The organism is Neptuniibacter sp. (genome assembly GCF_024231755.1).
GTDB lineage: Bacteria > Pseudomonadota > Gammaproteobacteria > Pseudomonadales > Balneatricaceae > Neptuniibacter.
In genome coordinates this window covers 38827-65080 of the sequence record NZ_JAAEQH010000265.1, presented here as the reverse complement: position 1 = coordinate 65080, position 26254 = coordinate 38827, and the positions used below count along the sequence as shown (strand labels likewise).

The 26254-nt window shown below is 47.1% G+C and carries 22 protein-coding genes and 2 tRNA genes; 20 read left to right on the top strand and 4 right to left on the bottom strand.

Annotation, left to right across the window (positions count from 1 at the left end; genetic code table 11):
• On the bottom strand, positions 1 to 1095 hold a 1095-nt coding region (locus GY843_RS14885; RefSeq protein WP_297310726.1), incomplete at its 3' end, for a hypothetical protein.
• A 292-nt stretch (positions 1096 to 1387) separates the two neighbouring features.
• Between GY843_RS14885 and carA the strand changes: the two genes are divergently transcribed.
• From carA to greA, 3 genes are all read left to right on the top strand, one after another.
• A complete protein-coding gene (gene carA / locus GY843_RS14880) occupies positions 1388 to 2521 on the top strand; it encodes a glutamine-hydrolyzing carbamoyl-phosphate synthase small subunit (RefSeq protein ID WP_297310725.1) in 1134 nt (377 codons plus the stop codon).
• 101 nt (positions 2522 to 2622) lie between these two features.
• Positions 2623 to 5832, top strand: a complete 3210-nt coding sequence (gene carB / locus GY843_RS14875) for a carbamoyl-phosphate synthase large subunit (protein ID WP_297310724.1) — start codon at positions 2623 to 2625, stop codon at positions 5830 to 5832.
• A gap of 2 nt (positions 5833 to 5834) precedes the next feature.
• Positions 5835 to 6311: a transcription elongation factor GreA gene (gene greA, locus GY843_RS14870; protein ID WP_297310723.1), complete on the top strand. Its 477-nt coding sequence runs from the start codon at positions 5835 to 5837 to the stop codon at positions 6309 to 6311.
• A gap of 63 nt (positions 6312 to 6374) precedes the next feature.
• Here the strand turns inward: greA and GY843_RS14865 are convergent, their stop codons facing one another.
• Positions 6375 to 6677 carry a YhbY family RNA-binding protein gene (locus GY843_RS14865; protein ID WP_297310722.1) on the bottom strand — a complete coding sequence of 101 codons (303 nt, stop codon included), beginning with the start codon at positions 6675 to 6677 and terminating at the stop codon, positions 6375 to 6377.
• A 136-nt stretch (positions 6678 to 6813) separates the two neighbouring features.
• On the opposite strand from GY843_RS14865, the gene rlmE reads away from it, so the two are divergent.
• The 16 genes from rlmE to msrA all read left to right on the top strand — a co-directional run bounded on the left by rlmE (position 6814) and on the right by msrA (position 23041).
• Complete coding sequence (gene rlmE / locus GY843_RS14860; protein WP_297310721.1) at positions 6814 to 7434, top strand: 23S rRNA (uridine(2552)-2'-O)-methyltransferase RlmE; 621 nt, start codon at positions 6814 to 6816, stop codon at positions 7432 to 7434.
• Between the two features lie 108 nt (positions 7435 to 7542).
• Complete coding sequence (ftsH, locus tag GY843_RS14855; protein ID WP_297310720.1) at positions 7543 to 9531, top strand: ATP-dependent zinc metalloprotease FtsH; 1989 nt, start codon at positions 7543 to 7545, stop codon at positions 9529 to 9531.
• A gap of 73 nt (positions 9532 to 9604) precedes the next feature.
• Entirely contained in the window at positions 9605 to 10462 is an 858-nt protein-coding gene (gene folP / locus GY843_RS14850; RefSeq protein ID WP_297310719.1) for a dihydropteroate synthase, read from the top strand.
• 12 nt (positions 10463 to 10474) lie between these two features.
• A complete protein-coding gene (glmM, locus tag GY843_RS14845; RefSeq protein ID WP_297310718.1) occupies positions 10475 to 11827 on the top strand; it encodes a phosphoglucosamine mutase in 1353 nt (450 codons plus the stop codon).
• Between the two features lie 40 nt (positions 11828 to 11867).
• The gene (gene tpiA, locus GY843_RS14840; protein WP_297310717.1) at positions 11868 to 12620 is read left to right on the top strand and encodes a triose-phosphate isomerase; all 753 of its coding nucleotides are present in this window, start codon (positions 11868 to 11870) and stop codon (positions 12618 to 12620) included.
• 15 nt (positions 12621 to 12635) lie between these two features.
• Positions 12636 to 13031, top strand: coding sequence for a preprotein translocase subunit SecG (secG, locus tag GY843_RS14835; protein ID WP_297310716.1), 396 nt, complete (start codon positions 12636 to 12638; stop codon positions 13029 to 13031).
• Positions 13032 to 13050: 19 nt separating this feature from the next.
• Positions 13051 to 13137: transfer RNA gene (locus GY843_RS14830), tRNA-Leu, on the top strand.
• Between the two features lie 249 nt (positions 13138 to 13386).
• A tRNA-Met gene (locus GY843_RS14825) sits at positions 13387 to 13463 on the top strand.
• A gap of 191 nt (positions 13464 to 13654) precedes the next feature.
• Positions 13655 to 14110 (top strand): ribosome maturation factor RimP, encoded by a 456-nt coding sequence (gene rimP / locus GY843_RS14820; RefSeq protein WP_297310715.1) that lies wholly within the window; start codon positions 13655 to 13657, stop codon positions 14108 to 14110.
• Between the two features lie 33 nt (positions 14111 to 14143).
• Positions 14144 to 15631, top strand: a complete 1488-nt coding sequence (nusA, locus tag GY843_RS14815) for a transcription termination factor NusA (protein WP_297310714.1) — start codon at positions 14144 to 14146, stop codon at positions 15629 to 15631.
• A 26-nt stretch (positions 15632 to 15657) separates the two neighbouring features.
• The gene (gene infB, locus GY843_RS14810) at positions 15658 to 18192 is read left to right on the top strand and encodes a translation initiation factor IF-2 (protein ID WP_297310713.1); all 2535 of its coding nucleotides are present in this window, start codon (positions 15658 to 15660) and stop codon (positions 18190 to 18192) included.
• Positions 18193 to 18209: 17 nt separating this feature from the next.
• Entirely contained in the window at positions 18210 to 18620 is a 411-nt protein-coding gene (gene rbfA / locus GY843_RS14805; protein ID WP_297310712.1) for a 30S ribosome-binding factor RbfA, read from the top strand.
• Positions 18621 to 18622: 2 nt separating this feature from the next.
• The gene (gene truB, locus GY843_RS14800; protein ID WP_297310711.1) at positions 18623 to 19588 is read left to right on the top strand and encodes a tRNA pseudouridine(55) synthase TruB; all 966 of its coding nucleotides are present in this window, start codon (positions 18623 to 18625) and stop codon (positions 19586 to 19588) included.
• Positions 19589 to 19715: 127 nt separating this feature from the next.
• Positions 19716 to 19985, top strand: coding sequence for a 30S ribosomal protein S15 (gene rpsO / locus GY843_RS14795; RefSeq protein ID WP_297310710.1), 270 nt, complete (start codon positions 19716 to 19718; stop codon positions 19983 to 19985).
• A gap of 210 nt (positions 19986 to 20195) precedes the next feature.
• On the top strand, positions 20196 to 22301 hold the full coding sequence (gene pnp, locus GY843_RS14790) for a polyribonucleotide nucleotidyltransferase (protein ID WP_297310709.1): 2106 nt from the start codon (positions 20196 to 20198) through the stop codon (positions 22299 to 22301).
• A gap of 242 nt (positions 22302 to 22543) precedes the next feature.
• On the top strand, positions 22544 to 23041 hold the full coding sequence (gene msrA, locus GY843_RS14785; RefSeq protein ID WP_297310708.1) for a peptide-methionine (S)-S-oxide reductase MsrA: 498 nt from the start codon (positions 22544 to 22546) through the stop codon (positions 23039 to 23041).
• A 100-nt stretch (positions 23042 to 23141) separates the two neighbouring features.
• On the opposite strand, the gene GY843_RS14780 is transcribed toward msrA, so the two are convergent.
• Together GY843_RS14780 and GY843_RS14775 are read right to left on the bottom strand one after the other, a co-directional pair.
• Positions 23142 to 23549, bottom strand: coding sequence for a DUF5615 family PIN-like protein (locus GY843_RS14780; RefSeq protein WP_297310707.1), 408 nt, complete (start codon positions 23547 to 23549; stop codon positions 23142 to 23144).
• Entirely contained in the window at positions 23533 to 24216 is a 684-nt protein-coding gene (locus tag GY843_RS14775) for a DUF433 domain-containing protein (protein WP_297310706.1), read from the bottom strand. The genes GY843_RS14780 and GY843_RS14775 overlap by 17 nt, the downstream gene beginning before the upstream one ends.
• A gap of 564 nt (positions 24217 to 24780) precedes the next feature.
• On the opposite strand from GY843_RS14775, the gene GY843_RS14770 reads away from it, so the two are divergent.
• Entirely contained in the window at positions 24781 to 26196 is a 1416-nt protein-coding gene (locus GY843_RS14770) for a nitrogen regulation protein NR(II) (RefSeq protein ID WP_297310705.1), read from the top strand.
• Positions 26197 to 26254: the final 58 nt, after the last annotated feature.

Here is a 26254-nt window from a genome sequence, read left to right as displayed (position 1 = left end):
TGATAAATGGAGTGTCTGTACTTCTGATAGTCGTGAGCTGATATTGATATTACCGCTAAACTGTCCGTGAGAGAGTTGGTCAATATATGCCGTAGTTTGGATGAGGATCTGACCTAGTTTTCTCAGTAAATAATTCATTGAAATGCCTGTTGCAATGATGAGGGCTATACAGACAGCCATCATTACGTAGACTGAATATCTGATCTCCTGGTAACGCTCAGAAATCATTGTCGAAATATCAGACACCGCATGTTCCAGGTTTTCTACATCCTGTTGTGCCTTTACGCTAGATGATTTTTTTTGCTGACTAAACTTTCTGGCATTTTCCAGCTCTTTTGGATAGCGATTTACCAGATCTTTGATGGTGGCAAGTGGCTCATCGCCTATCTCTTCTTGTTCAGAACTCTCTTCCTCTGCTGCGATGCCTAGCAGTGCAGATAGGTCGTCTTCTTCTTGTTCTTTGTAGATGCCTAAGCGCTCAAGTTTATTAAGTTCTTCGGCTTCTTGTTGTAAGCGTTGAAGAATGAATTCTATTTGTTGGATGCTTTCTTCCTGGCCTGTTTTGAAATAGCTCTGGCGGTTATGGCTTAAAGAGAGTGTGTTCATCTGAACCTCCATAAGGAGGTTAAGGTAACTGCTTTTGAGTTCGGCCTGATCGAAATTGGCCTTGTCCGCATATTCCTTTACTGAGCTGATTGCATCGTTGAGTTCTCTTTCGTTATGAATAAGTAAAACTTCTGGTTGGGCAAGTTTTCCTGCTGCACGTAACTCGGTAAGAGTGCGGGTTTTGATCTCTTTTAACTGAGCTAAAACATCTTGCTGTATTTCTGTCGGAAGTTTTTGCTGTGTACCGCTAGCTAAATGATCAATGTTCTTCTCTATAGTGGTAAGCACGGTTGCGTTGCCGGTCATCAGATAGATTGTTACCGGCTTTTCAAGGTTGAGGTACAGCTCTTCAATATAGCCATGATAGTTATCCTTCATTTTAAACGCGGTATCTAGTCGCTCCAGTGACCAGAAAATTGCGACAGCAAGTAAAGCTACAATAAGAGCTAATACCGCGCTGGCAATACGGGTTATGGCGGAAATTTTCATGTTTTACCTTGATGATTATTAGGGCTAGTAGCCCCCTGTTGATTCATTGCGGGGTTTTTACTACAGCAATGTGTCATTTGTGTGAATGAACATTCATCAAAGGATTCTTTTCGCTGATGCGTAATGGACAGAAAAGCTGTTTTGGCATAGAATACAGCCGGTTTGCCTAGGGCAAACTTTATACACAGGTTTCTAAAACAAAAAAGCGAGGTTAACTTTAGGTTTTGCCTCGCTTTTTTGCACGTATCGTTTCTATATTCTGTAGTCGCGCTTTTATCGCGGGGAGGTTCAATTGGCGAGACCAGCCATTCTTGCACTTGAAGACGGTAGTATTTTCAAGGGCGTAGCCATTGGCGCTGACGGTCTGTCTAGCGGCGAGGTTGTATTTAACACCTCTATGACGGGTTATCAGGAAATTCTGACGGATCCATCTTATTGTCGTCAGATTGTCACTCTTACTTATCCACATATTGGTAATACTGGTACTAATACTGAGGATGAAGAGTCTTCTCGTAATTGGGTTGCCGGTTTAGTTATCCGTGACTTACCACTTGTTGCGAGTAATTTCCGTAACGAAAAAAATCTTGATGATTACCTGAAAGACAACAATATCGTAGGTATCGCGGATATTGATACGCGACGTCTGACCCGTTTGCTTCGTGAAAAGGGTTCTCTGAACGGCTGCATTATGGCCGGCGATATTGATGAAGAGAAAGCACTGGCTGAAGCGAAATCTTTCCCAGGCTTGAAAGGTATGGATCTGGCTCAGGTTGTGACAACTGAAGAGACGTATCAGTGGAACTCTTCAACTTGGAAACTGGGCGAAGGTCATTCTGATAAAGATGCTGACTCTCAGGAGTTTCATGTAGTTGCGTATGATTACGGTGTTAAACGCAACATCCTGCGTATGCTGGTTGAACGTGGTTGCCGTCTGACAGTTGTACCAGCTAAAACTCCAGCATCTGAAGTTCTGGCAATGAATCCTGATGGTGTTTTCCTATCGAATGGACCGGGTGATCCAGAGCCATGTGATTACGCGATCGCCGCTATTCAGGAGATCTGCAAAACGGATCTGCCAGTATTTGGTATCTGTCTGGGTCATCAGTTGCTGGCGCTTGCATCCGGTGCGAAGACCGTAAAAATGAAATTCGGTCATCACGGTGCTAACCACCCGGTACAGGATCTGGATGGTAAGCAGGTAATGATTACCTCTCAGAACCACGGTTTTGCTGTTGATGAAGATGCTCTGCCAGAGAATGTTCGTGCAACGCATAAGTCACTTTTTGATGGCTCTTTGCAGGGTATTGAACGTACAGACCGTGCGGCATTCAGCTTCCAGGGTCACCCTGAAGCAAGCCCTGGTCCACATGATGTGGCACCTCTGTTTGACCGCTTCATCGCGGATATGAAAGCAGCAAAAGCTTAATCGCTGCTTCGCCTGCGTTTGCAGGCTTATGAAACGATATAAGGCAGGTGTGAATTAGCCGCCTGCCGCAGTTATTAACTGATACGACTGGTTTATTACCGATGCCAAAACGTACGGACTTAAAAAGTATTTTGATTCTTGGTGCTGGCCCGATTGTTATCGGTCAGGCATGTGAATTTGACTATTCTGGCGCACAGGCTTGTAAAGCACTGCGTGAAGAAGGTTACCGCGTCATTCTGGTTAACTCTAACCCTGCGACCATTATGACCGATCCAGCAATGGCGGACTCTACTTACATTGAGCCGATCAACTGGAAAACTGTTGAAAAGATTATTGCTAAAGAGAAGCCTGATGCGCTGCTGCCAACTATGGGTGGTCAGACTGCATTGAACTGTGCTTTGGACCTGGAACGTGAAGGCGTTCTGGAAAAGTACGGTGTTGAGATGATCGGCGCGAACGCTGATACTATCGACAAGGCTGAAGATCGTGACCGCTTCGATAAAGCGATGAAAGCGATCGGTCTGGAATGTCCGCGTGCAGCGATTGCGCACAGCATGGAAGAAGCACTGCAGGTACAGGCGCAGCTTGGCTTTCCATGCATTATCCGTCCTTCTTTCACTATGGGTGGTACCGGTGGTGGTATCGCGTATAACAAAGAAGAGTTCATCGAGATCTGTGAGCGTGGTCTGGATCTGTCGCCAACGACTGAGTTGTTGATCGACGAGTCTTTGATCGGCTGGAAAGAATACGAGATGGAAGTTGTTCGTGATAAGAACGACAACTGCATCATCGTTTGTGCGATCGAAAACTTCGATGCGATGGGTGTCCACACGGGTGACTCCATTACGGTTGCACCTGCACAGACTCTGACAGATAAAGAATATCAGCTGATGCGTAACGCCTCTCTGGCGGTACTGCGTGAGATCGGTGTAGAAACGGGTGGTTCTAACGTACAGTTTGGTGTTAATCCGAAAGATGGCCGTATGGTTGTTATCGAGATGAACCCACGTGTATCCCGTTCTTCTGCACTGGCATCTAAAGCGACTGGTTTCCCAATTGCAAAAGTTGCGGCGAAACTTGCGATTGGTTACACACTTGATGAGCTACAGAACGATATTACAGGTGGTGCTACACCGGCTTCGTTCGAGCCTTCTATTGACTACGTTGTAACTAAGATTCCTCGTTTCACTTTCGAGAAATTCCCTCAGGCAAATGATCGTCTGACGACTCAGATGAAGTCTGTTGGTGAAGTAATGGCGATTGGCCGTACTCAGCAGGAATCTCTGCAGAAAGCTCTACGTGGTCTGGAAGTTGGAGCAACTGGCTTCGACCCAATCATTGATATCGAAAGCGAAGATGCGCGTTCTACGATCGTTCGTGAAATGAAAGAACCAGGTGCTGAGCGTATCTGGTATCTGGGCGATGCGTTCCGCATGGGTATGAGTGTTGAAGAGCTGTATGAAATCAGCGGCATCGATCCATGGTTCCTGGTTCAGGTTGAAGACATCATCAAAGATGAGCAGCGTGTATCAGAGATGGCGATGTCTGATCTGGATAAAGATGCTGTGTTCCGTCTGAAGCGTAAAGGTTTCTCCGATGAGCGTCTGGCAACATTGCTGGGTGTATCTGAGAAACAGTTCCGCAAGCATCGTCACAACCTTGAAGTGCGTCCAGTGTACAAGCGTGTTGATACTTGTGCGGCTGAATTTGCTTCTGATACAGCTTACATGTACTCCTCTTATGAAGAAGAGTGTGAAGCAAACCCATCTGACCGTGAGAAAATCATGGTTATCGGTGGTGGTCCAAACCGTATCGGTCAGGGTATCGAGTTTGACTATTGCTGTGTACACGCAGCTCTTGCAGCGCGTGATGATGGTTTTGAAACGATCATGGTTAACTGTAACCCTGAAACTGTTTCTACAGATTACGATACCTCCGATCGTCTGTTCTTCGAACCGATCACTTTGGAAGATGTACTTGAGATCGTACACGTAGAGAAACCTAAAGGTGTGATCGTTCAGTACGGTGGTCAGACTCCGTTGAAACTGGCGGTTGCTCTTGAGCAGGCTGGCGTGCCAATCATAGGTACTTCACCAGAAGCGATTGACCGTGCGGAAGACCGTGAATTGTTCCAGAAAATGCTGAAGCGTCTGGGCCTGAAACAGCCAGAAAACGCGACTGTACGTTCTCTGGAAGAAGCGGTTATCGAAGCTGACAAACTGGGTTATCCATTGGTTGTTCGTCCATCTTATGTATTGGGTGGTCGCGCGATGGAGATCGTTTACAAAGAAGACGAACTGCGTCGCTATATGAATACTGCTGTACAGGTATCTAACGATGCGCCAGTGCTGCTGGATCACTTCCTGAATGCTGCGGTAGAAGTAGATATCGATGCGGTTTGTGACGGTAAAGATGTTGTTATCGGCGCAATCATGCAGCATATCGAGCAGGCGGGTGTTCACTCCGGTGACTCTGCATGTTCATTCCCTCCTTACAGTCTGCCTGCAGATGTACAGGATGAAATGCGCGAAATGGTTCGCAAGATGGCGCTGGAGCTGGGTGTTGTTGGTCTGATGAATACTCAGCTGGCATACCAGGACGGCGAAATCTACGTGATCGAGGTTAACCCTCGTGCTTCACGTACAGTGCCGTTCGTATCCAAGTGTATCGGTGTTTCTCTGGCGAAAATTGGCGCGCAAGTAATGACGGGCAAATCTCTGCAGGAGCTGGGCTTCACTAAAGAGATTGTTCCTGAGCTGTTCAATGTTAAGGAAGCTGTTTTCCCATTCAACAAGTTCCAGGGTGTTGACCCGATCCTTTCTCCTGAGATGAAATCTACAGGTGAGGTAATGGGTGTTGGTGCTACCTTCGGTGAAGCGTTCATGAAGGCGCAGATTGGTGCCGGCGAAACTATGCCGAAAGCAGGCAAAGCATTCATCTCTGTACGTGAAGTTGATAAAGAGAACTCAATGCAGATCGCAAAAGATCTGGCTGAGCTGGGCTTCTCTCTGGTAGCTACTCGTGGTACTGCTAAGCTGATGGCTGAGCAGGGCCTGGAAGTTGAAGTGGTTAACAAGGTGATGGAAGGTCGTCCAAATATCGTGGATATGATCAAAAATGATGAGATCGCCTACATCGTTAACACTACTGAAGGCCGTAAAGCGATTGAGGACTCTGCAGATATCCGTCGTAGCGCTCTGCAGCACAAAGTGCCGTATACAACGACACTGGCCGGTGCTGAAGCGATCACTATGGCGTTGCAGTACGGTGAAGAGAAAGAAGTTCGCCGCGTACAGGATATAGGAGCTTAAGCGTGAATCGAGTACCTATGACTGCAGCGGGTGAGAAAGCTCTGCGTGAAGAGCTGGATCAGCTGAAAACTGTAGACCGTCCACGCGTTATTGCTGATATTGCAGAAGCGCGTGAACACGGCGACCTGAAAGAGAATGCTGAATACCACGCTGCGCGGGAGCAGCAGGGTTTTATTGAAGGTCGTATTCAGGAGCTTGAAGGTAAGCTGTCTAACTGTCAGGTGATCGATGTGACTACTATCCCTCATTCAGGGAAGGTTATTTTCGGTACTACAGTGACCATCATCAATCTGGATACTGATGAGGAAAAAACTTATCAGATCGTGGGTGATGATGAGGCAGATATCAAAGTGAATAAAATCTCTGTTAATTCGCCTATTGCCCGTGGTCTTGTGGGTAAAGAGGAAGGTGATATCGTGAATATTCAGACACCAGGTGGTGCTACTGAATATGAGATCGATGAAGTGGCTCACATCTGATTTTCAGATATTAAAAAGGGTGCCGATGGCACCCTTTTTTGTGTCTGCAAATCTAAACTGAGTTTAGCGTAACAGGTTAGATAGTTTTGGATTCGGTTCCAGTGCTCTGCGGTAGATCAGAGCGATATGACCAATCTCCTGAACGATCTCGGCCTCAACAATCTCGCACAGTTCACGAATCAGTTGTTTTTTAACATCACGGTCGCCAACTGCAAACTTAACTTTGATAAGTTCGTGGTCTTCCAGGGCACGATCTACCTCGAGCTGAATTGTCTCGGTCAGGCCTTTACCTGCTACAGTTACTATAGGGTTTAGTTTGTGGCCTAGTGTACGGTAATGCTTCTTTTGCTCAGGACTCAAGCTCATATTAAAATACGTCGCCTCAACGTTTAGTTGTGTTCATATAAAAAATGAACAACAGTAAATTCATCAGGTCCTAATTTTACCTGAGTTGTGTGCTACTGAGTAGCATCGGCTCATTTTATCGAGAGAGCAATCTTAAGTGGCTAAATCAACAAGCAGTGAGCGCTGGTTAAAAGAACATTTTGATGATCACTGGGTGAAAAAATCAAAAGAGCTGGGTTATCGTTCGCGCGCGAGCTTTAAACTGATTGAGCTGGATGAGAAGGACAAGTTGTTTAAACCCGGAATGACGGTTGTTGATCTCGGGGCCGCCCCAGGTGGCTGGTCACAGATTGCAGCTGAGCGAGTGGGAGATAACGGGCGAGTGGTCGCATCTGACATCCTGCCAATGGATAGCATGGCGGGTGTTGAGTTTGTTCAGGGTGATTTCACCGAAGAGGAAGTGTTGCACGAAATCCTGCGTGCGTTAGGTGATGAGCCGGCAGACCTTGTAATTTCAGATATGGCCCCCAATATGAGTGGTATGTCTGCAGTTGATCAGCCAGCAGCCATGTATCTGGTCGAATTGGCGCTGGATATGGCGCGGGGAGTGCTTAAACCTGGCGGAAACTTTGTGGCAAAAGTATTCCAAGGAGAAGGTTTTGATCAATATCTGCAAGATATGCGTACAAGTTTTAACAAGGTGGTAACGCGTAAGCCGGATTCATCCCGTGCGCGTTCACGTGAGGTATACCTGCTCGGTAAAGGTTTTAAGGGCTAGGTTCTACCTGTTATTAGTGGTCAATAGGGGCCGCATAGTATAGTGTTTAGCGTCTGATAATTCAGAGCTGAGCAAAATCAGCAAATTGAGGGTATTCCATTGAATGATATGGCGAAAAATCTAGTTCTTTGGCTAGTGATCGCAGCGGTATTGCTGACAGTATTTAACAATTTTAATGAAACTACAGAATCACGACGTCTGAGCTACTCCGACTTTGTGGCTGAGGTTCAGGCTGATCGAGTTAGTAAAGTAGTTATCGATGGATACACTATTCAGGGTCAGCGTAGTAATGGCGAGATGTTTGAGACGATTCGCCCTGCGCTTCAGGATCCTAAGCTGGTTGATGATCTGATCAGCCATGATGTGATTATTGAAGGTAAGCAGCCTGAACAGCAGAGCATCTGGACTCAGCTGTTAGTTGCTTCCTTCCCGATTCTGGTCATTATCGCTGTGTTTATGTTCTTCATGCGCCAGATGCAGGGCGGCGGTGGAAAAGGCGGCCCTATGTCCTTTGGTAAATCCAAAGCACGTATGATGAGCGAAGATCAGATCAAAACTACTTTTGATGATGTTGCCGGTGTTGAAGAGGCGAAGGAAGATGTTCGTGAATTGGTAGATTTTCTACGTGATCCGGGTAAATTCCAGCGTCTGGGTGGACATATCCCGCGTGGTGTTTTGATGGCGGGTAGCCCGGGTACGGGTAAAACTCTGTTAGCAAAAGCGATTGCAGGCGAAGCTAAGGTTCCTTTCTTTAGTATTTCTGGTTCTGACTTTGTAGAGATGTTTGTGGGTGTGGGTGCCTCCCGTGTCCGTGATATGTTTGATCAGGCTAAGAAAAATGCTCCTTGTATCATCTTTATCGATGAGATTGATGCGGTAGGTCGTCACCGTGGTGTTGGTATGGGCGGCGGTAACGATGAGCGTGAGCAAACATTGAACCAGCTGCTGGTTGAGATGGATGGTTTTGAAGGTAACGAAGGCATTATCGTTATCGCTGCAACTAACCGTCCTGATGTTCTTGATCCTGCGCTACTACGTCCAGGTCGTTTTGATCGTCAGGTTCATGTTGGTCTACCGGATATTCTAGGCCGTGAAAAAATTCTTAAAGTTCACATGCGTAAAGTGCCGTTAGGTGAAGATGTGAAGCCTGACCTGATTGCACGTGGTACACCGGGATTCTCTGGTGCGGACCTGGCAAACCTGGTTAATGAGGCGGCCCTGTTTGCGGCTCGAGCTAACAAGCGCACAGTGGGTATGGTTCAGTTCGAACAAGCGAAAGACAAAATCATGATGGGTGCTGAGCGTAAGTCCATGGTGATGTCTGAGAAAGAGCGTCTGAATACTGCATACCATGAAGCGGGACACGCTATTGTGGGCCGTCTGATGCCTGAACATGACCCTGTTTATAAAGTTTCCATTATTCCTCGTGGTAGAGCTCTGGGTGTGACCATGTTCCTGCCTGAGGAAGATCGTTACAGCCATAGCCGTCAGTCAATTCTGTCTAATATCTGTTCCCTGTACGGTGGTCGTATTGCGGAAGAGATGACATTGGGTAAAGAAGGTGTAACGACGGGAGCATCGAACGATATTCAGCGAGCAACTTCCTTTGCCCGAAATATGGTGGCGAAGTGGGGTTTAACCGATGAGCTTGGTCCGTTGCTGTACGATGAAGAGGAGTCTGATCCATTTAACCGTGGTTACGGTCAGGGTGCTAAACCTCTGGCGGAAGAGACTCAGCGTCGTATAGACAGTGAAACTCGCCGAATCATCGATGAGTGCTATAAGAAAGCAGAGCAGATTCTGGTGGATAACCGCGATATTTTGGAAACCATGTGTCAGGCGCTGATGAAGTATGAAACCATTGACAGCAAGCAGATTGATCAGTTGATGAACCGTGAGGCGGTGTCGGCTCCTGACGGCTGGGTGGAAGATGATGACAAAGGTGATGATCAGGGAACTGCTACTCAGGAAGCTGATACCCAAACTACAGCTGAAGAGCAGGATGATCAAACTACACTAGATACCGGTTCTGATGAGCAGGGGGATAAGGGTGTAGATCCTGATGTACCTCATTCTCCAGATAACAATGTTCACTGATTGTTAGCTGATTCTAAAAAGGCTGGCTCGAAAGAAGCCGGCCTTTTTTAATGCAAATAGAAAAGTAAGAACTATGCGTATTTTGAACTGTGGGCAGTATCAACTGGACCTTTCGAAAACTCATGTGATGGGCATCCTGAATGTTACGCCTGACTCGTTTTCCGATGGTGGAAACTTGTATTCAGGGGAAGGGCTTCTGTTAGATAAAGTTCTCCATCGAGCAGAAAAAATGCTGGCTGATGGCGCAACTATTCTAGATATCGGAGGAGAATCAACCCGCCCAGGTGCTGTGGCAGTGAGTCTTCAGGAAGAGATGGATCGGGTGTTGCCTGTGGTTGAGCGGATCGCAGCAGAGCTTGAAGTGGTTATCTCTGTTGATACCAGTAGTCCAGAAGTGATGACTCAATCAGCTGCTTTAGGGGCAGGGTTGATCAATGATGTTCGTGCTTTAGGGCGTGAAGGGGCTTTAAAAGCAGCTGCCGCAACTCAATTACCAGTTTGTCTGATGCATATGCAGGGTAGCCCGGCTACGATGCAGGATCGACCGGTATATGAGGATGTTCTGGATGATGTTGAGGATTTTCTTCTGCAGCGGATAAGTGACTGCGAGAAAGCGGGTATCACAAAAGAACGTCTGATTTTGGACCCGGGGTTTGGGTTTGGCAAAACGGTTGAGCACAATCTGCGTTTGCTGAACAATCTACAGCGTCTGAAAAAGCAGGGGTTACCGCTTCTAATCGGTACATCAAGAAAATCTATGATTGGTGCAGTATTAGGACGTGAGGTAGATCAACGTTTGCCCGGTAGTCTGGCGACAGTAGCTGTTGCGGTAATGCAAGGGGCTGAGATAATACGGGTTCATGATGTGGCTGAAACGGTGGATGTGGTTAAAATGACCCGTGCGGTCATGGCTGAGTCACAAGAGGTTTAGGTAATAATAGTTATGGCGAAAAGATATTTTGGAACTGATGGTATCCGTGGTCGTGTTGGTCAGTTTCCGATAACACCGGATTTTGTGCTTAAACTGGGTTGGGCTGCGGGTAAGGTATTCGCCCGTGAAGGTCATAGTAAGATTCTTATCGGTAAAGATACTCGTATATCTGGTTATATGTTTGAGTCAGCACTGGAAGCAGGTTTGTCTGCTGCCGGTGTTGATGTGCTGCTAACAGGTCCAATGCCTACGCCGGCAATTGCTTATTTAGCGCGTACTTTCAGAGCCGATGCCGGAATTGTAATCAGTGCATCGCATAATCCATTTTTTGATAATGGTATTAAGTTTTTCTCATCTCAGGGGACCAAATTGCCGGATGAGATTGAACAGGCGATAGAAGCGCAGATGGATATCGCTATGACAACGGTTGACTCTGCTGAGCTGGGTAAGGCGAAACGTATTGATGATGCTGCAGGCCGTTATATTGAATTCTGTAAAGCAACTGCGGGTGGTATCAGTCTTAAGGGACTTAAGATCGTTCTGGATTGTGCCAACGGTGCTACCTACCATGTGGCCCCGGCGGTATTCTCTGAATTGGGTGCTACTGTCGTGGAGATTGCATCGTCTCCTGATGGTCTGAATATCAATGAAGAGTGTGGAGCGACTGCAACGCAGCGACTGCAAAAGGTAGTAACAGCGGAAGCTGCTGATTTGGGGATAGCTCTTGATGGTGATGGTGACCGAGTCATTATGGTTGATCATCTGGGTGAACAGGTTGATGGTGATGAGCTGTTGTATATCATTGCCGCCCAGATGCGCCGTGAAGATAGCTTCAAAGGTGGAGTAGTTGGTACTTTGATGTCTAACTTTGGGCTTGAGCAAGCGTTTGTGCGTGAGGGTATTCCTTTTACGCGGGCGAATGTTGGCGATCGTTATGTGATGGAGCGGCTGTACAAGCATGATTGGTTGCTGGGTGGAGAGAGCTCAGGTCATATAGTCTGCCGTCATCTGACGACAACAGGCGATGGAACGGTCGCGGCACTACAAGTCCTGAAAGCGATTATAGAAACAGGAAACACATTGAGCGAATTGCGTCATGGTATGACAAAAATGCCGCAGACGATGATCAATGTGCGTATGGAAAATAAGGTCAGCATTGATGGAGTAGAGGCTATCGAGCAGGCCGTGGCAGCAACTGAAGCAACACTGGGTGATCGAGGTCGTGTTCTGCTTCGTCCGTCAGGTACAGAACCTGTTGTACGAGTTATGATCGAAGGTGAGGATGCTGCTGAAGTGGATAAGCTATGCCAGCAGTTAGCGGGGGATGTTGAAAAAGCCCTGCTCGCGCTTGAAACTTCAGTATAAGCCAGTTAATATTTGCGCCTCTTGAAATGGGGGTATCCTAATGCGCACAGCTTTAGTAGCCGGTAACTGGAAGATGAATGGGGACTCAGGTTTCATCAGTGAACTGATGACCGGTCTTAAAACAGATGTTCCTGCTTCTGGTGTTGAGGTTCTTGTTTGTCCGCCGTCGGTATACCTTTCCCAGGTTAAAGTGCAGACTGAAGGTTCTGTTATTGCACTAGGTGCACAGAATGTCAGCGAACAGAAAAACGGCGCTTTTACCGGTGAAATTTCTCTGTCGATGCTGCAGGACCTTGGATGTGAATATGTCATTCTAGGTCATTCTGAGCGTCGTAGTATTTATGCTGAAACAGATGAACTGGTTGCGCAGAAGTTTATTGCAACAGTTGAAACAGGCTTGAAGCCTATTCTCTGTGTAGGTGAAACGCTCGCAGAGCGTGAGGCAGATCAGACACTTGAAGTTGTGGGTCGTCAGATCCGTGCAGTAGTTGAAGCGGCAGGCATTGAGGCGTTTGCTGATGCAGTTATTGCGTACGAGCCGGTTTGGGCTATTGGTACTGGTAAAACAGCTACACCGGAGCAGGCTCAGGAAGTTCATGCAGCAATCCGTGAGATGATTGCGCAGAGTGATGCAGGTACGGCTGCTAAGATCCGTATTCTGTATGGCGGCAGTGTTAATGCTGGTAATGCGGCTGAGCTGTTCGCAAACGAAGATGTAGACGGTGGCCTTGTTGGTGGCGCCTCACTTAAAGCTAATGATTTTGTTGCTATCTGCCAAGCGGCAGGTGCATAAACTGACGGTTCTGAGATGGAAACAGTAATTCTTATTGTACACGTGTTGCTAGCAGTGGCTGTAATTGCACTGATTCTACTGCAACAGGGTAAAGGTGCAGAGGCCGGTGCTTCTTTCGGCGCTGGTGCTTCACAAACCGTATTTGGTAGTACGGGTAGCGGCAACTTTCTGTCCCGTATGACAGCGGTTGTAGCTGCAGGCATCTTTGCAACCAGCTTTGTTTTGGCTGTATACGCTAAAAATAAAGCTGAATCTATCGGTGATGCAGGCATCCCTTCTGCTGAGGTTATTGAAAGCAAGGCTGCTGCAGATGCAGCTGCGGCTCAGGAACCACAGTTGCCAGCATTGGAAGGGTCTAAGCCAGCAGGTGCAGAAGCTCCAGCTGAGTCGGATATTCCTCAAGCTAACTGATAGTTCGTAAAAGTTTGTTGCCCAAGTGGTGGAATTGGTAGACACGCTATCTTGAGGGGGTAGTGGCCGTCAGGCCGTGCCGGTTCAAGTCCGGCCTTGGGCACCATTAATCTTGAAAAAAAACAGCGGTGCATATACAATACGCACCAGTTTTTTAGCGGGTTGAAAGTTTATATGTATCTTGAGCTTTTAATCGGCGGATTGGTCCAGATTTAAGATTTCTGGGCAGAGAAAAAGTTTGATGCGGGTGGGCAGCTTGGTGGTTATCGGGCTCCCAAAGCCGCAAGAGCCGAAGGGAGTCTCGACCTTCGGTGTTTGAGCCCAGTGATTGTTATTGGGAACAGAGACTCTTTGGTGCGGGGTGGAGCAGCTTGGTAGCTCGTCGGGCTCATAACCCGAAGGTCGTTGGTTCAAATCCAGCCCCCGCTACCAACCTTATTTATACGTAAGGCCCCTATTAAGGGGCTTTTTCGTAGGTGAAATGTAGTGTTGCTCAATCGAGTGTGCTACGTATCGGGAATGGGTCATAGGACCCATTTTTTGTCTTTGAAATTTGTGGTGCAAGATTTAACTTATTGTTTAATAAGGGTTTTGTGTCATGTGTTATTGCAGGTGAGATATTCGTGTCAGCGAAAATGAAACTTTTACAAGAGTTGATAGAGCCAGCAGTTACTGCACTGGGGGTTGAACTCTGGGGTATTGAGTTTCTCTCACAGGGAAAACACAGCACCCTTCGGGTGTATATCGACTCTGAGAATGGTATTAGCGTAGATGATTGCGCAAAGGTCAGTCATCAGGTCAGCGGTATTATGGATGTAGAAGATCCAATTGCAGGTAACTACACCCTGGAGGTGTCCTCACCGGGTATGGATCGTCCGCTTTTCACGTTGGAGCAGTTTGCGGCTTATGCAGGCTCTCAAATTCAGGTTCGCCTACGTGTGGCTTTTGAAGGCCGCCGTAAGTTCAAAGGTGTTCTGAATGGTGTTGAAGGTGACGACGTACTTGTTGTGGTCGATAACGAAGAATATATGTTGCCGATCGAGTATATCGATCGTGCAAATATCATCCCACAGTTCTAAACGTGGATTAGAGGTCTTGGGCGAGGCAGAAGAATGAATAAAGAGATTCTGTTGGTAGCGGAAGCCGTTTCTAACGAGAAAGATGTTCCGAAAGAAGTTATTTTCGAAGCGATTGAGGTTGCGCTGGCTACGGCAACTAAGAAACGTTACGACGAAGAAGCGGATATCCGTGTAGATATCGACCGCACAAGCGGTGACTACGAAACATTCCGTCGCTGGTTGGTAGTGAGCAACGAGGAAGTGCCAGCACTGGGTACTGAGCTGACTATGGAAGAGGCGGAAGAGATTGATAAAGCGCTGCAGCCTGGTGATATCCACGAAGAGCAGGTTGAGTCAGTTAAGTTCGGTCGTATTGCAGCGCAGACTGCAAAACAGGTAATCGTACAGAAAGTACGTGAAGCTGAGCGCGCTAAAGTCGTTGAACAGTATCGCGATCGTCAGGGTGAATTGATCTCTGGCAGTGTGAAGAAAGTTACACGCGATAACATTATTGTAGATCTGGGTAACAATGCTGAAGCATTGCTACCACGTGATCAGTTGATCCAGCGTGAAGCGTTCCGCATGGGTGATCGCGTACGTGCGATCCTGCTGGAAGTTCGCTCCGAAGGCCGTGGCCCTCAGTTGGTAATGAGCCGTACTTGTAACGAGATGCTGATCGAACTGTTCCGTATCGAAGTACCAGAAATTTCGGAAGAAGTTATTGAGATCCGTGCTGCATCTCGTGATTGCGGTTCTCGTGCGAAAATTGCGGTTAAGACTAACGACGGTCGTATCGATCCTGTTGGTGCATGTGTTGGTATGCGTGGTTCTCGTGTACAGGCAGTATCCAATGAACTGGGCGGCGAGCGTGTTGATATCGTACTCTGGGACGACAACCCTGCGCAGCTGGTGATCAATGCGATGGCTCCGGCGGAAGTGGCTTCTATCGTACTGGATGAAGAAACTCACTCCATGGATGTGGCTGTAGCAGAAGACAACCTGGCGATGGCGATTGGCCGTAGCGGTCAGAACGTTCGTTTGGCATCTGAGCTGACTGGCTGGGAACTAAACGTAATGACAGAAGAAGATGCTCAGGAGAAACATCAGTCTGAGGTTGGCTCTGTTATTGATAACTTCATCAACCACCTGGATGTGGATGAAGACGTAGCTGAAGTGCTGGTTGAAGAAGGCTTCACAACGCTGGAAGAAGTTGCCTACGTACCTGTAGACGAGATGTTGGAAATTGACGGTTTCGATGAAGATATCGTTGAAGAACTACGTAAGCGTGCGAAAGATGCATTGCTGAACCTGGCAATTGCTAGCGAAGAAAAACTGGATAAAGCAGAACCGGCAGATGACCTGTTGGAGATGGATGGTATGGATAAACATCTTGCCTTCCTGATGGCTGCTCAGGGCATCATTACCATGGAAGATCTGGCAGAACAGTCTGTTGATGATCTACTGGATATTGAAGGCCTGGATGAAGAAAAAGCGGCGGCATTGATCATGACTGCTCGTGCACCATGGTTTGCTGAAGAGTAAAGGTTAACGGAAGAGGAGTCTCCCTAATGGCAGAAGTAACAGTTAAGCAACTTGCCGAAATGGTTGGTGTTTCCGTTGAGCGTTTGCTTGAGCAGATGCAGGAAGCCGGTATTTCAGGTAAGAATGAAACCGCAGAGGTTTCGGAAACAGAACGTCAGACACTGCTGAATCACCTTAAGCGTAGCCACGGTGAAGACACAGAAGATGGCGAACCAAAAAAGATTACCCTGAAGCGTAAAACTACGTCCACTCTAAAAGTGGCGGGTGCTTCAGGTAAGAAAAAGACAGTTAACGTTGAAGTACGTAAGAAACGTACTTATGTGAAACGTTCTGAGATGGATGATGGCGAGCAGGCTGAAGCAGCTGCGCTGGAAGCTCAAAAGGCTGAAGAAGCACGCCTAGAAGAAGAGCGTCAGAAGCAGGCTGAAGAGCAGGCAGCTAAAGAAGCAGAAGAAGCGAAGGCAAAAGAAGCTCAAGAAGCTGAAGCGAAAGCCAAAGAAGCGGAAGAAGCTGCGAACCGCGAGAAAGAAGCGGAAGAAGCTGCGCGGATTAAGCGCGAAGAGGAAGAAGAAGCTCGTCGTCAGAAGAAAGAAAAAGAGGCGGAAGCTCGTTTCCAGGCTCAGGAGCAGGCTAAGAAGAAAGAGCCGGCTGGTCGTACAGATAACAATCGACGTGGCGGAAAAGGCAAGAAAGGCGGAAATCAGGACCGTCGTGGCGGCAAAATCAGCCGTAACCGTGGTAAGAACGGTAAGCCGATCTCCAACAAGCCAAATGAGCATGGCTTTAAAGAGCCAACAACTCAGCAGGTATTGGAAGTTAACATCCCTGAGAGTATCACCGTAGCTGATCTGGCGAAGAAGATGAACGTCAAAGCTGCTGAAGTGATCAAGGTTATGTTTGGTATGGGCGCTATGGCAACTATTAACCAGGTAATCGATCAGGATACAGCAACACTGGTTGTTGAAGAGATGGGCCACACGCCGAAGCCGATGCAGGAAAATGCAGTCGAAGAAGCGTTGATGGAAAGCATCCAGTCTCAGCAGGGTGAAAAAGAAGGTCGTGCCCCAGTTGTTACTGTAATGGGTCATGTAGACCACGGTAAAACATCCCTGTTGGATTACATTCGTTCCTCACGTGTTGCTTCCGGTGAGTCTGGTGGTATTACCCAGCACATCGGTGCATACCACGTTGATACGGATAACGGCATGGTTACCTTCCTGGATACTCCGGGCCACGCAGCGTTCACCGCAATGCGTGCACGTGGTGCATCCGTAACCGATATCGTAATTCTGGTAGTTGCAGCAGACGATGGCGTAATGCCTCAGACTGAAGAAGCGGTTCAGCACGCAAAAGCGGCGGGCGTTCCTCTGGTTGTTGCAGTTAACAAAATTGATAAAGAACAAGCTGATCCTGATCGTGTTAAGAACGAACTGGCTGCGTTGGAAGTTATCCCGGAAGAGTGGGGTGGTGAGAACCAGTTTGTAAACGTTTCTGCGAAAACTGGTCAAGGCATCGATGAGCTTCTGGATGCGGTACTACTGCAAGCAGAAGTACTTGAGCTGGAAGCGGTACCAAATGCGCCAGGTCAGGGTGTTGTAGTTGAATCCCGTCTGGATAAAGGTCGTGGTCCGGTTGCAACGGTACTGGTACAGAATGGTACTCTGCGTAAAGGTGATATCGTACTTGCTGGTCTGCACTACGGTCGTGTGCGTGCCATGCTGGATGAAAACGGTAAGCCAATTGAAGCTGCTGGTCCTGCGATCCCTGTAGAGATTCAGGGTCTGGACGGTACACCGAATGCCGGTGATGAGTTCACCATGGTATCCAACGAGAAGAAGGCACGTGAAGTTGCGTTGTTCCGTCAGGGTAAATACCGTGATGTGAAACTGGCTCGTCAGCAGAAATCCAAACTGGAAAATCTGTTTGCCAACATGCAGGCGGGTGACGTTAAGCAGTTCAACATCGTACTGAAAACAGACGTACGTGGTTCCTTGGAAGCACTGACTCACGCACTGGAAGATCTGTCTACCGACGAAGTAAAAGTGAACATCGTATCTGGCGGTGTAGGTGGTATCGCTGAGACTGATGCTAACCTGGCGGTAACAGCTTCTGCTCTGATGGTTGGTTTTAACGTTCGTGCAGACGCTCAGGCGCGTCAGGTTCTGGAACGTGAAGGTATCGAACTGCGTTACTACAGCGTTATCTACGACATCATCGATGATGTTAAACAGGCGATGGGCGGTCTGCTATCTCCTGAATACCGTGAAGAGATCGTGGGTATTGCTGAAGTACGTGATGTCTTTAAAGCGCCTAAGATCGGTGCTGTTGCGGGCTGTATGGTTACAGAAGGTACTGTATTCCGTAACAAGCGTATTCGTGTACTGCGTGAAAACGTTGTTATCTATGAAGGTGAGCTGGAATCCCTGCGTCGCTTCAAGGATAACGTGAACGAAGTTCGTCAGGGCATGGAGTGTGGTATCGGCGTTAAGAACTACAACGATGTTAAAGTCGGAGACCAGATTGAGGTTTACGACACTGTTGAAATTCAGCGTACTCTTTAAGGCGATAGAACACCTATATGGCACGCGATTATAGTCGTACACAACGGATCGCTGACCAGCTCCAGAGAGAGTTGGCTCAGCTGATCCAGTTTGAAGTTAAAGATCCTCGCCTTGGCATGGTTACAGTTAGCCATGTCAAAGTGAGTAAAGATCTTGGCGTTGCTGATGTCTACATCACTGTATTGCCGTTGAATGGCAAAGATGAAGCCGAAGCAATTGTTGATTCACTAAAAGTGCTGAACAGCGCGGCGGGTTTCCTGCGCGGTGAGTTGGCGCGTAATGTTAAGTTGCGAGTGATGCCGCAGCTGCGTTTCCACTTCGACGAAACCATAGAACGTGGACGTCATCTACATCATCTGATTGAGGCGACTATTCGCCAGGAAAATCAGAAGTCTACTGATAGCAACGACGAATCTGAAGAGAAGTAACTGTGGGACGTCGTAGAAAATCCCGAGGCCGGGCGGTCGACGGTGTATTCTTGTTGAATAAACCGACCGGCATCTCCTCCAATTCTGCTCTGCAGCAAGTTCGTCGTATCTACGGTGCCGCAAAAGGTGGTCATACAGGCGCCTTGGATCCACTGGCAACAGGTATGCTTCCGGTTTGCCTTGGAGAAGCGACTAAGTTTTCCCAGCACTTGCTGGATTCCGATAAACGCTATATCACGACTGCAAAACTGGGTATCCGTACTGATTCAAGTGATGCGGATGGTGAAGTCGTTGAGGAAAAACCGGTTCCAGAAGGTCTGGCTACAAAGCAGATCGAAGCGCTACTAGTTGAGCATTTTACCGGTGAGATTGAACAGGTTCCCTCAATGTTCTCCGCCTTGAAACATCAGGGGCAGCCGCTGTACAAATTGGCGCGCAAGGGAATTCAGGTTGAGGTTAAGCCTCGTAAAGTCACGATCCATGAGATCAAACTGACCGATCTGCGTGAGGGTGAAATCGATCTGGAAGTATTCTGTTCCAAAGGTACTTACATCCGTTCGATTGTTGAAGATTTAGGTCACTTACTAGGCTGTGGTGCGCATGTGAAAATGCTCCACCGACTTGATGTTGGTGCATTTAAAGCTGATCAGATGATGACGCTTGATGAGCTAAGGCAAAAAATGCCGGAAAATGCCTCGGAAGAGGAGCAAAAAAGCATACAAACTGAGCTGGATAAGCTATTATTGCCGGCCTGGGCCGCTGTGGCAGATATGCCTGCAGTTACGCTCGATCAGAAGCAGAGTGATCTGATTCTACATGGTCAGTCAGTTGAACAGGCTGAATATGTTGAAGGCGATATGGTTCGGTTGTTTGCAGCAGGGGAAATAGAACGTTTCTTGGGTGTTGCAGAGGTGGTAGATAACCGCTTTAAACCGAAACGTCTGATCTGCACTGAAGCTGATCAATAAAGAATTTTTTGGATCTCAACAGAGGTTCAATAATGTGGCGTTGTACTGAAAACATGCTCGGTACATCGTTTCTTTCTAAATCCGGCAACTCATAGAGTTGTGTGCATGTTTTCTAGGAGATATGAAAATGGCATTAACTGCTGAGAAAAAAGCGGCAATCGTTGCAGATTTCGCACGTGCTGAAGGCGATACTGGTTCCCCAGAAGTTCAGGTAGCTCTGCTGTCTGCTAACATCGAAGGTCTGCAGTCTCACTTTAAAGCAAACAAGCACGACCACCACTCTCGTCGTGGTCTGATCCGCATGGTAAACCAGCGTCGTAAGCTGCTGGACTACCTGAAAGGTAAAGATGCTGATCGTTACCTTGACCTGATCAAGCGTCTGGGTCTGCGTCGCTAATAGTTAGTGTAAGTTTTCTGGGGCCATACAATGTATGGCCCCGGTTTTATCTGGGGTAGAAAAACGTTAACGCTTTCATCCCGCCTGTACTCCAATGTGTTTTAGCCTGAATAAAAAAGGCGTTACTGAGAATCCATTGGAGTACTGGCAAGACTTTAGGTTTGAACCGTTAACAAGCACTGCCCTACCAAACAAATAAAGGAAATTATTGTGTTCCAAATAGCTACTAAAACATTTCAGTTTGGTGGTCAGGAAGTAACAATCGAAACTGGCCGCGTTGCGCGTCAGGCGACTGGTGCTGTTCTGGTTAAAATGGGTGGCAACGAAGTACTGTGTACGGTTGTTGGCGCTAAAGAAGCAAAAGAAGGACAGGGCTTCTTCCCACTGTCCGTTCACTACCAGGAAAAATACTATGCAGTAGGCCGTATCCCTGGTGGTTTCTTCAAACGTGAAGCGCGTCCTTCTGAAAAAGAAACGCTGACTTCCCGTCTGATCGACCGTCCAATTCGTCCACTGTTCCCGAAAGGTTACATGAACGAAGTACAGGTTGTTTGTACTGTAGTTTCTGCTGATAAGAAAAATGATCCAGATATCGCTGCAATGATCGGTACTTCTGCAGCACTGGCTATCTCTGGTATCCCATTCCAGGGTCCAATCGGTGCAGCACGTGTTGGCTTCACTGAAGAAGCGGGCTACCTGCTGAACCCATCTTTTGAACAGCTGCAGACTTCTGAGCTGGACATGGTGGTAGCGGGTACTTCTGAAGCGGTTCTGATGGTTGAGTCTGAAGCTCAGGAACTGTCTGAAGATGAAATGCTGGGTGCGGTTCTTTTCGCACACCAGGAGATGCAGACTGTAATCAATGCTGTTAATGAACTGGCTGCAGAAGCTGGTAAAGAAGCATGGGTTTGGGAAGCGCCAGCGAAAGATGAAGATCTGATCGCGAAAGTACGCGCTGAAGTAGGCGAAGGCATCACTGCTGCTTACCAGGTTGCTGACAAAATGCAGCGTCAGAATGCGCTGGCTGAACTGCGTACTAAAGCAGTTGAAGCACTGGCGGGCGACGAAGAAGGTCAGCCTTCTGCAGGTGATGTGTCCGGTATCGTTAGCTCTCTGGAAAAAGAGATTGTTCGTGGCCGTATCGTAAACGGTGAACCACGTATCGACGGTCGTGATACTAAGACTGTTCGTGGTATCGACGTACAGATCGACGTACTACAGGGCACTCACGGTTCTGCTTTGTTCACACGTGGTGAAACACAGGCTATCGCAACTTGTACGCTGGGTACTGCACGTGATCAGCAGATCATCGATGCAATCGAAGGCGAGCGTAAAGATCCATTTATGCTGCACTACAACTTCCCTCCATACTCTGTAGGTGAATGTGGTCGTATGATGGGTGCTGGTCGTCGTGAGATCGGTCACGGTCGTCTGGCTCGTCGTGGTGTTGCAGCAGTTCTGCCAACACAGGAAGAGTTCCCATACACAATCCGTATCGTATCTGAGATCACTGAATCTAACGGTTCCAGCTCCATGGCTTCTGTATGTGGTGCGTCTCTGTCCATGATGGACGCAGGAGTACCTCTGAAAGCACCAGTTGCGGGTATCGCAATGGGTCTGGTTAAAGAAGGCGACAAGTTCGCTGTCCTGACTGACATCCTGGGTGACGAAGATCACCTGGGCGACATGGACTTTAAAGTAGCGGGTACTGAGCGTGGTGTAACTGCTCTGCAGATGGATATCAAAATTACTGGTATCACTGAAGAGATCATGGACATCGCTCTGGAGCAGGCATACGAAGCACGTGTACACATCCTTAAAGAGATGGCACAGGTTATCGGTTATGCTCGTCCAGAACTGCCAGACAACGCTCCTGCTCTGACTCAGCTGAAGATCAACCCTGAGAAGATCCGTGACGTTATCGGTAAAGGTGGTGCAACTATCCGTGCACTGACTGAAGAAACTGGCGCGTCTATCGATATCGAAGACGACGGTACAGTTCGCGTATATGCTGAAGACAAAGCAGCAGCTAAAGCAGCTACTGACAAGATCATCGAGATCACTGCAGAAGCAGAAATCGGCCAGATCTACGAAGGTAAGGTTGTTCGTATCGAAGACTTCGGTGCATTCGTAAACATCCTGCCAGGTAAAGATGGTCTGGTTCACATCTCTCAAATCGACAACAAGCGTGTTGAGAAAGTAACTGACTACATCCAGATGGATCAGATGGTTAAGGTTAAAGTTCTGGACGTAGACCAGCGCGGCCGTATCAAACTGTCTATGAAAGATCTGGAAGCGGATGACGCGGTTAGCTAAGCCAGAGCTTCGCTCTGCGGCGAGTGGCGAGAACGCCTCCGGCTGCGAGTAGCTAGGAAAAACGAAAACCGTCGATTTTATCGGCGGTTTTTTTATGCATGATATAAATCTTAAATTGTATAACCGCCGTACTAGTTATCAGTTCTGAGTTGATGAAGGCTCAATGTCTATGGGAACTTTCTTAGTAATTGAGTAACAAATATTTACCGTACAAATTTTTTATAAAGGTGGAGGGTATCTGAATGTCCGAAGAAAGAGCTGTACTTGCTGGTGGATGCTTCTGGGGTATGCAAGATCTGATTCGGAAACTGCCGGGCGTACTTGCAACACGTGTGGGTTATACCGGGGGCTACGTTCAGAATGCTACTTACCGGAATCATGGTACTCATGCTGAGGGTATCGAAATCCTGTTTGATCCAAGCCAGATATCGTACCGAACCTTATTAGAGTTTTTCTTCCAGATACATGATCCCACCACGCCCAACAGGCAGGGCAATGATCTGGGTACGGCCTATCGCTCAGCGATCTACTTTGTTGATGAAACTCAGAAACAAACCGCACTCGATACGATTGCGGATGTTGATGCCAGTGGCTTGTGGCCGGGTAAGGTGGTTACTGAGGTTGAAGCTGCTGGGGAGTTTTGGGTGGCAGAGGCAGAACATCAGGATTATCTTGAACATTTTCCTGGTGGGTATACATGTCATTTTCCACGGCCTAACTGGGTTTTGCCGAAACGCTAAGTCGATGGCTTAGCTCAATGGCGAGGACGACTACGCCTACTAGAACGCCTTCGGCTGCTAGGGGCTAGGAAAAAAGAAACCGCTGATTCATTGGCGATTTTTATAACTTCCGAGTTTTAAAGCGTGCTTTATGAGTGGCTGGTTTACAAGGAATTTCAAACGCAGCCCCTGCTTCTACCATTTCAGACTGTTCAATAATCTTCGGCCACCAATGAACTAACTTCTGAGCCTTTTCCCATGACTTAATTTGCGTCCATTGTTTTGCAAGTATGAAAACAGTTAAGCCGCTGCGGCGTATAGCTTCTTTTTCCATATCTCCCTTGCTTAATCTATCTTGGGTCACTATTACCCAATTTCCTTCCTTAGCTAGTGTATTAATCCAAGTAACGTCATCTGTGGAATGATCGAACTTTTCTCTAAGGTGGGTCACGCTATGCTGCCCTGCGCATAGCTCATTAAGGGCGCGGGCAAGATGGGGAGAGAGGTTGTTATCAATGAAGAACTTCATTAGAAGCAATCCGTTGCTCAAAACCAATAGCTGCTTTTACTTGATCTAAGGGGATCTCATAAGTATCAGCAACAATGCGATAGTTTTTATCTTCTGCTTTCCATGCAGCGAATAAAGTTTCGGTAGTAATACCAAAATCAGTGAGAATCGGTTTCCCGAAAGACCTAGTAGGGTCTAAGACGATTTTTCGAGATCTAGTAGGGTACCAACGAGAAGCTAGATTATTGTCGTTGTATTCTATGCCTGCATAGAGCGAATCAGATATAACTTGCTTAAATACATACTGTTTTTTTACCAAATCCATCAGGCATTCATCGCCGGTTTCCTCAAGAGTTTGAGCAAAAATGGACTGGCCATCAGTAAGAAATTTTTTACAGGTGAAGGGATACTTTGAACCAATAAGCTCTTGGGCATGCAGTGCTGCTACTCTAATAGCTTGAAAGCTCACACCATGATTTCTAAAAGCGTTTACAAATCTTAGTTCTAAGAGGTCATGAAAACTTAAGTTATCAGACATATCTAAGCCTGATAGTTCTGTTTTCCACAGACCATTGAACTCATTGTTTCTATATTGGAATAACCACCTACGAATCTTCCTTGCTTCGATTCCGGTGATGGCAGCGGCTTCCTGCACGCTATAAATTCCAACGCCTAATAAGCTATTCATTTAACAATCTCAAATACTTGAACCTACAGATGAATTCTATACTAATTAACTCGTTAACAAGGTTAATCTATTTCATGTTGGTTGTAATTGTGTGAAAAATATTAATTTAACTAACTGCTAAGCAGATCTAGGGGGGGATAGGCACGGATTTAATTCCCCTTCTGTGCAGCGGAGCATTGGAAGGTTTAATCGAAAAAGGGCGAAGCCTGTTTGAGGTCATGTAGTGACCGAGTTCTGGAGCCCCGACTAAACCTGAAACGCGCAGGGGAGTTGGCGGAGCCAACCAAACAGTAGGGGTGCTTCCTTTGAGGTAGAGAGTGGATTGTTAAGGCCTTTGCCACCAAAGGCCTTAACTCGCCATAAGGCGAAAAAGAAAAAGGATAGATCCCAATCCTCACTGAAATGAATCCCTCAACGGTATCTGACAACTATCAATTTAATAGCAGTGAAGTAAGCGTTCAGCTAAATTCACCTATTCTCTCCGTAAAAACATTATACTTCAGGTGCCTGTTTGATAAGGTCAACAGTGCCCACCACAATTACCAGCTTGAAAGTAAATTTTAAATGAGAAAACTGCTATCCCTTTTTACTCCTGCACTTATTACATGGTATTGCCTTGCCTACAGCCAATGGGCCAATGCCGGTCTACGTGAATATTTTAAAGAAGATGATGGCAGTACTAATTGGCAGTACGTTGCCAACTGGTCCAGCGGCATTCTCATTATTCTCTTATCAACCACCGCCATTTTCCTCTTTGTTAGCCGACGTGCATTGAACCGCAGCAACCGTGCCTTAACAGTAATGAATGACGAACTGGAACTACGAGTTCAGGAGCGTACGGCTACGCTCGATGAATCCAACCAGAAACTGCAAGAGAGCAACCAGAGACTGCATAGCTCTGAGGCTTATATTAAGAGTATCCTGAAATCCATGCCTGTAATGTTGGCTGGTCTTGATCAGAATGGCGTGGTTACGCACTGGAACAATGCGGCTGAACGTATAACCGGGTTGAAAGCAGAAGATGCACTAGATCAAGCGTTGTGGAAAGTCTATCCAATGATACCGGTTTCCAAGGAGCAGGTTGAAAAGGCAGTGAGCGAGCAAGAGGTACTGCATTTGAGACGTACTTATCGTGGTCAGCTGCATTTCGAAATTACGGTGTATCCTTTGGGGGATCAGGTAAATGGTGGTGTGGTTATTCTAATTGACGATGTGACTCAGCAAGTGCAGTCTGAAAATCAACTCATCGAAAAAGATAAGCTATCTGCCATGGGTGAGTTGTCGTCGGTTATGGCTCATGATCTGAGCGCTCCACTGCATGTGATTAATGAAGAAATCTTTCAGGCGATGCAATTGCTGCAGGTCGAAAGCAAAAGCGATGATCAATTGACATCGTTATTAACCGAAGTAGGGGATCAAAGTCGCCGGGCTTTGGCTATTACCAAAAACCTGATGGAGTTTTCTGCCAGTAGTCAGGATGACCTTACGCCACATTTAATCCCCGAAATTATGGATCACACGCTGGAGCTGGCTGAAGAGATTTACTCATTTACTGATGGCTTAAAACTTAGCGATGTAGAAGTGGAGCGCAAGTATGAAGCGGATCTGCCTTTAATTCCATGTTTGGCTTCTGAATTACAGCAGGTGTTTTTAAGCTTAATCCGTCACAGTCTCTATGCGTTAAGCAATGTGGAAAGGCCTGAACACCAAGCTAAAATCACTATCCAAGTATTAACTTGTTACGATTCCTTGTGGGTGAAGATTCAACATAACGGTGTTGGTATCGATCTCGACGAACAGCAAATTATCTTTGAACCGTATTTTAGTCACGATTCTCTGAGTAGTAGTGACTTTGATGCGAGTAAACGTTTGTCTTTCCCCTACTTTATTATTACCGAACATCATCAGGGGCATATGGCTGTAACATCGGATGTGAACGTAGGCACGACCTTCCATATCGAATTGCAGTTAAAGCCTTAATTTATCGATAATAACAGGGGTAGAGAGGGGCGTTTTACCACCAAAGCTCTTTACTCGC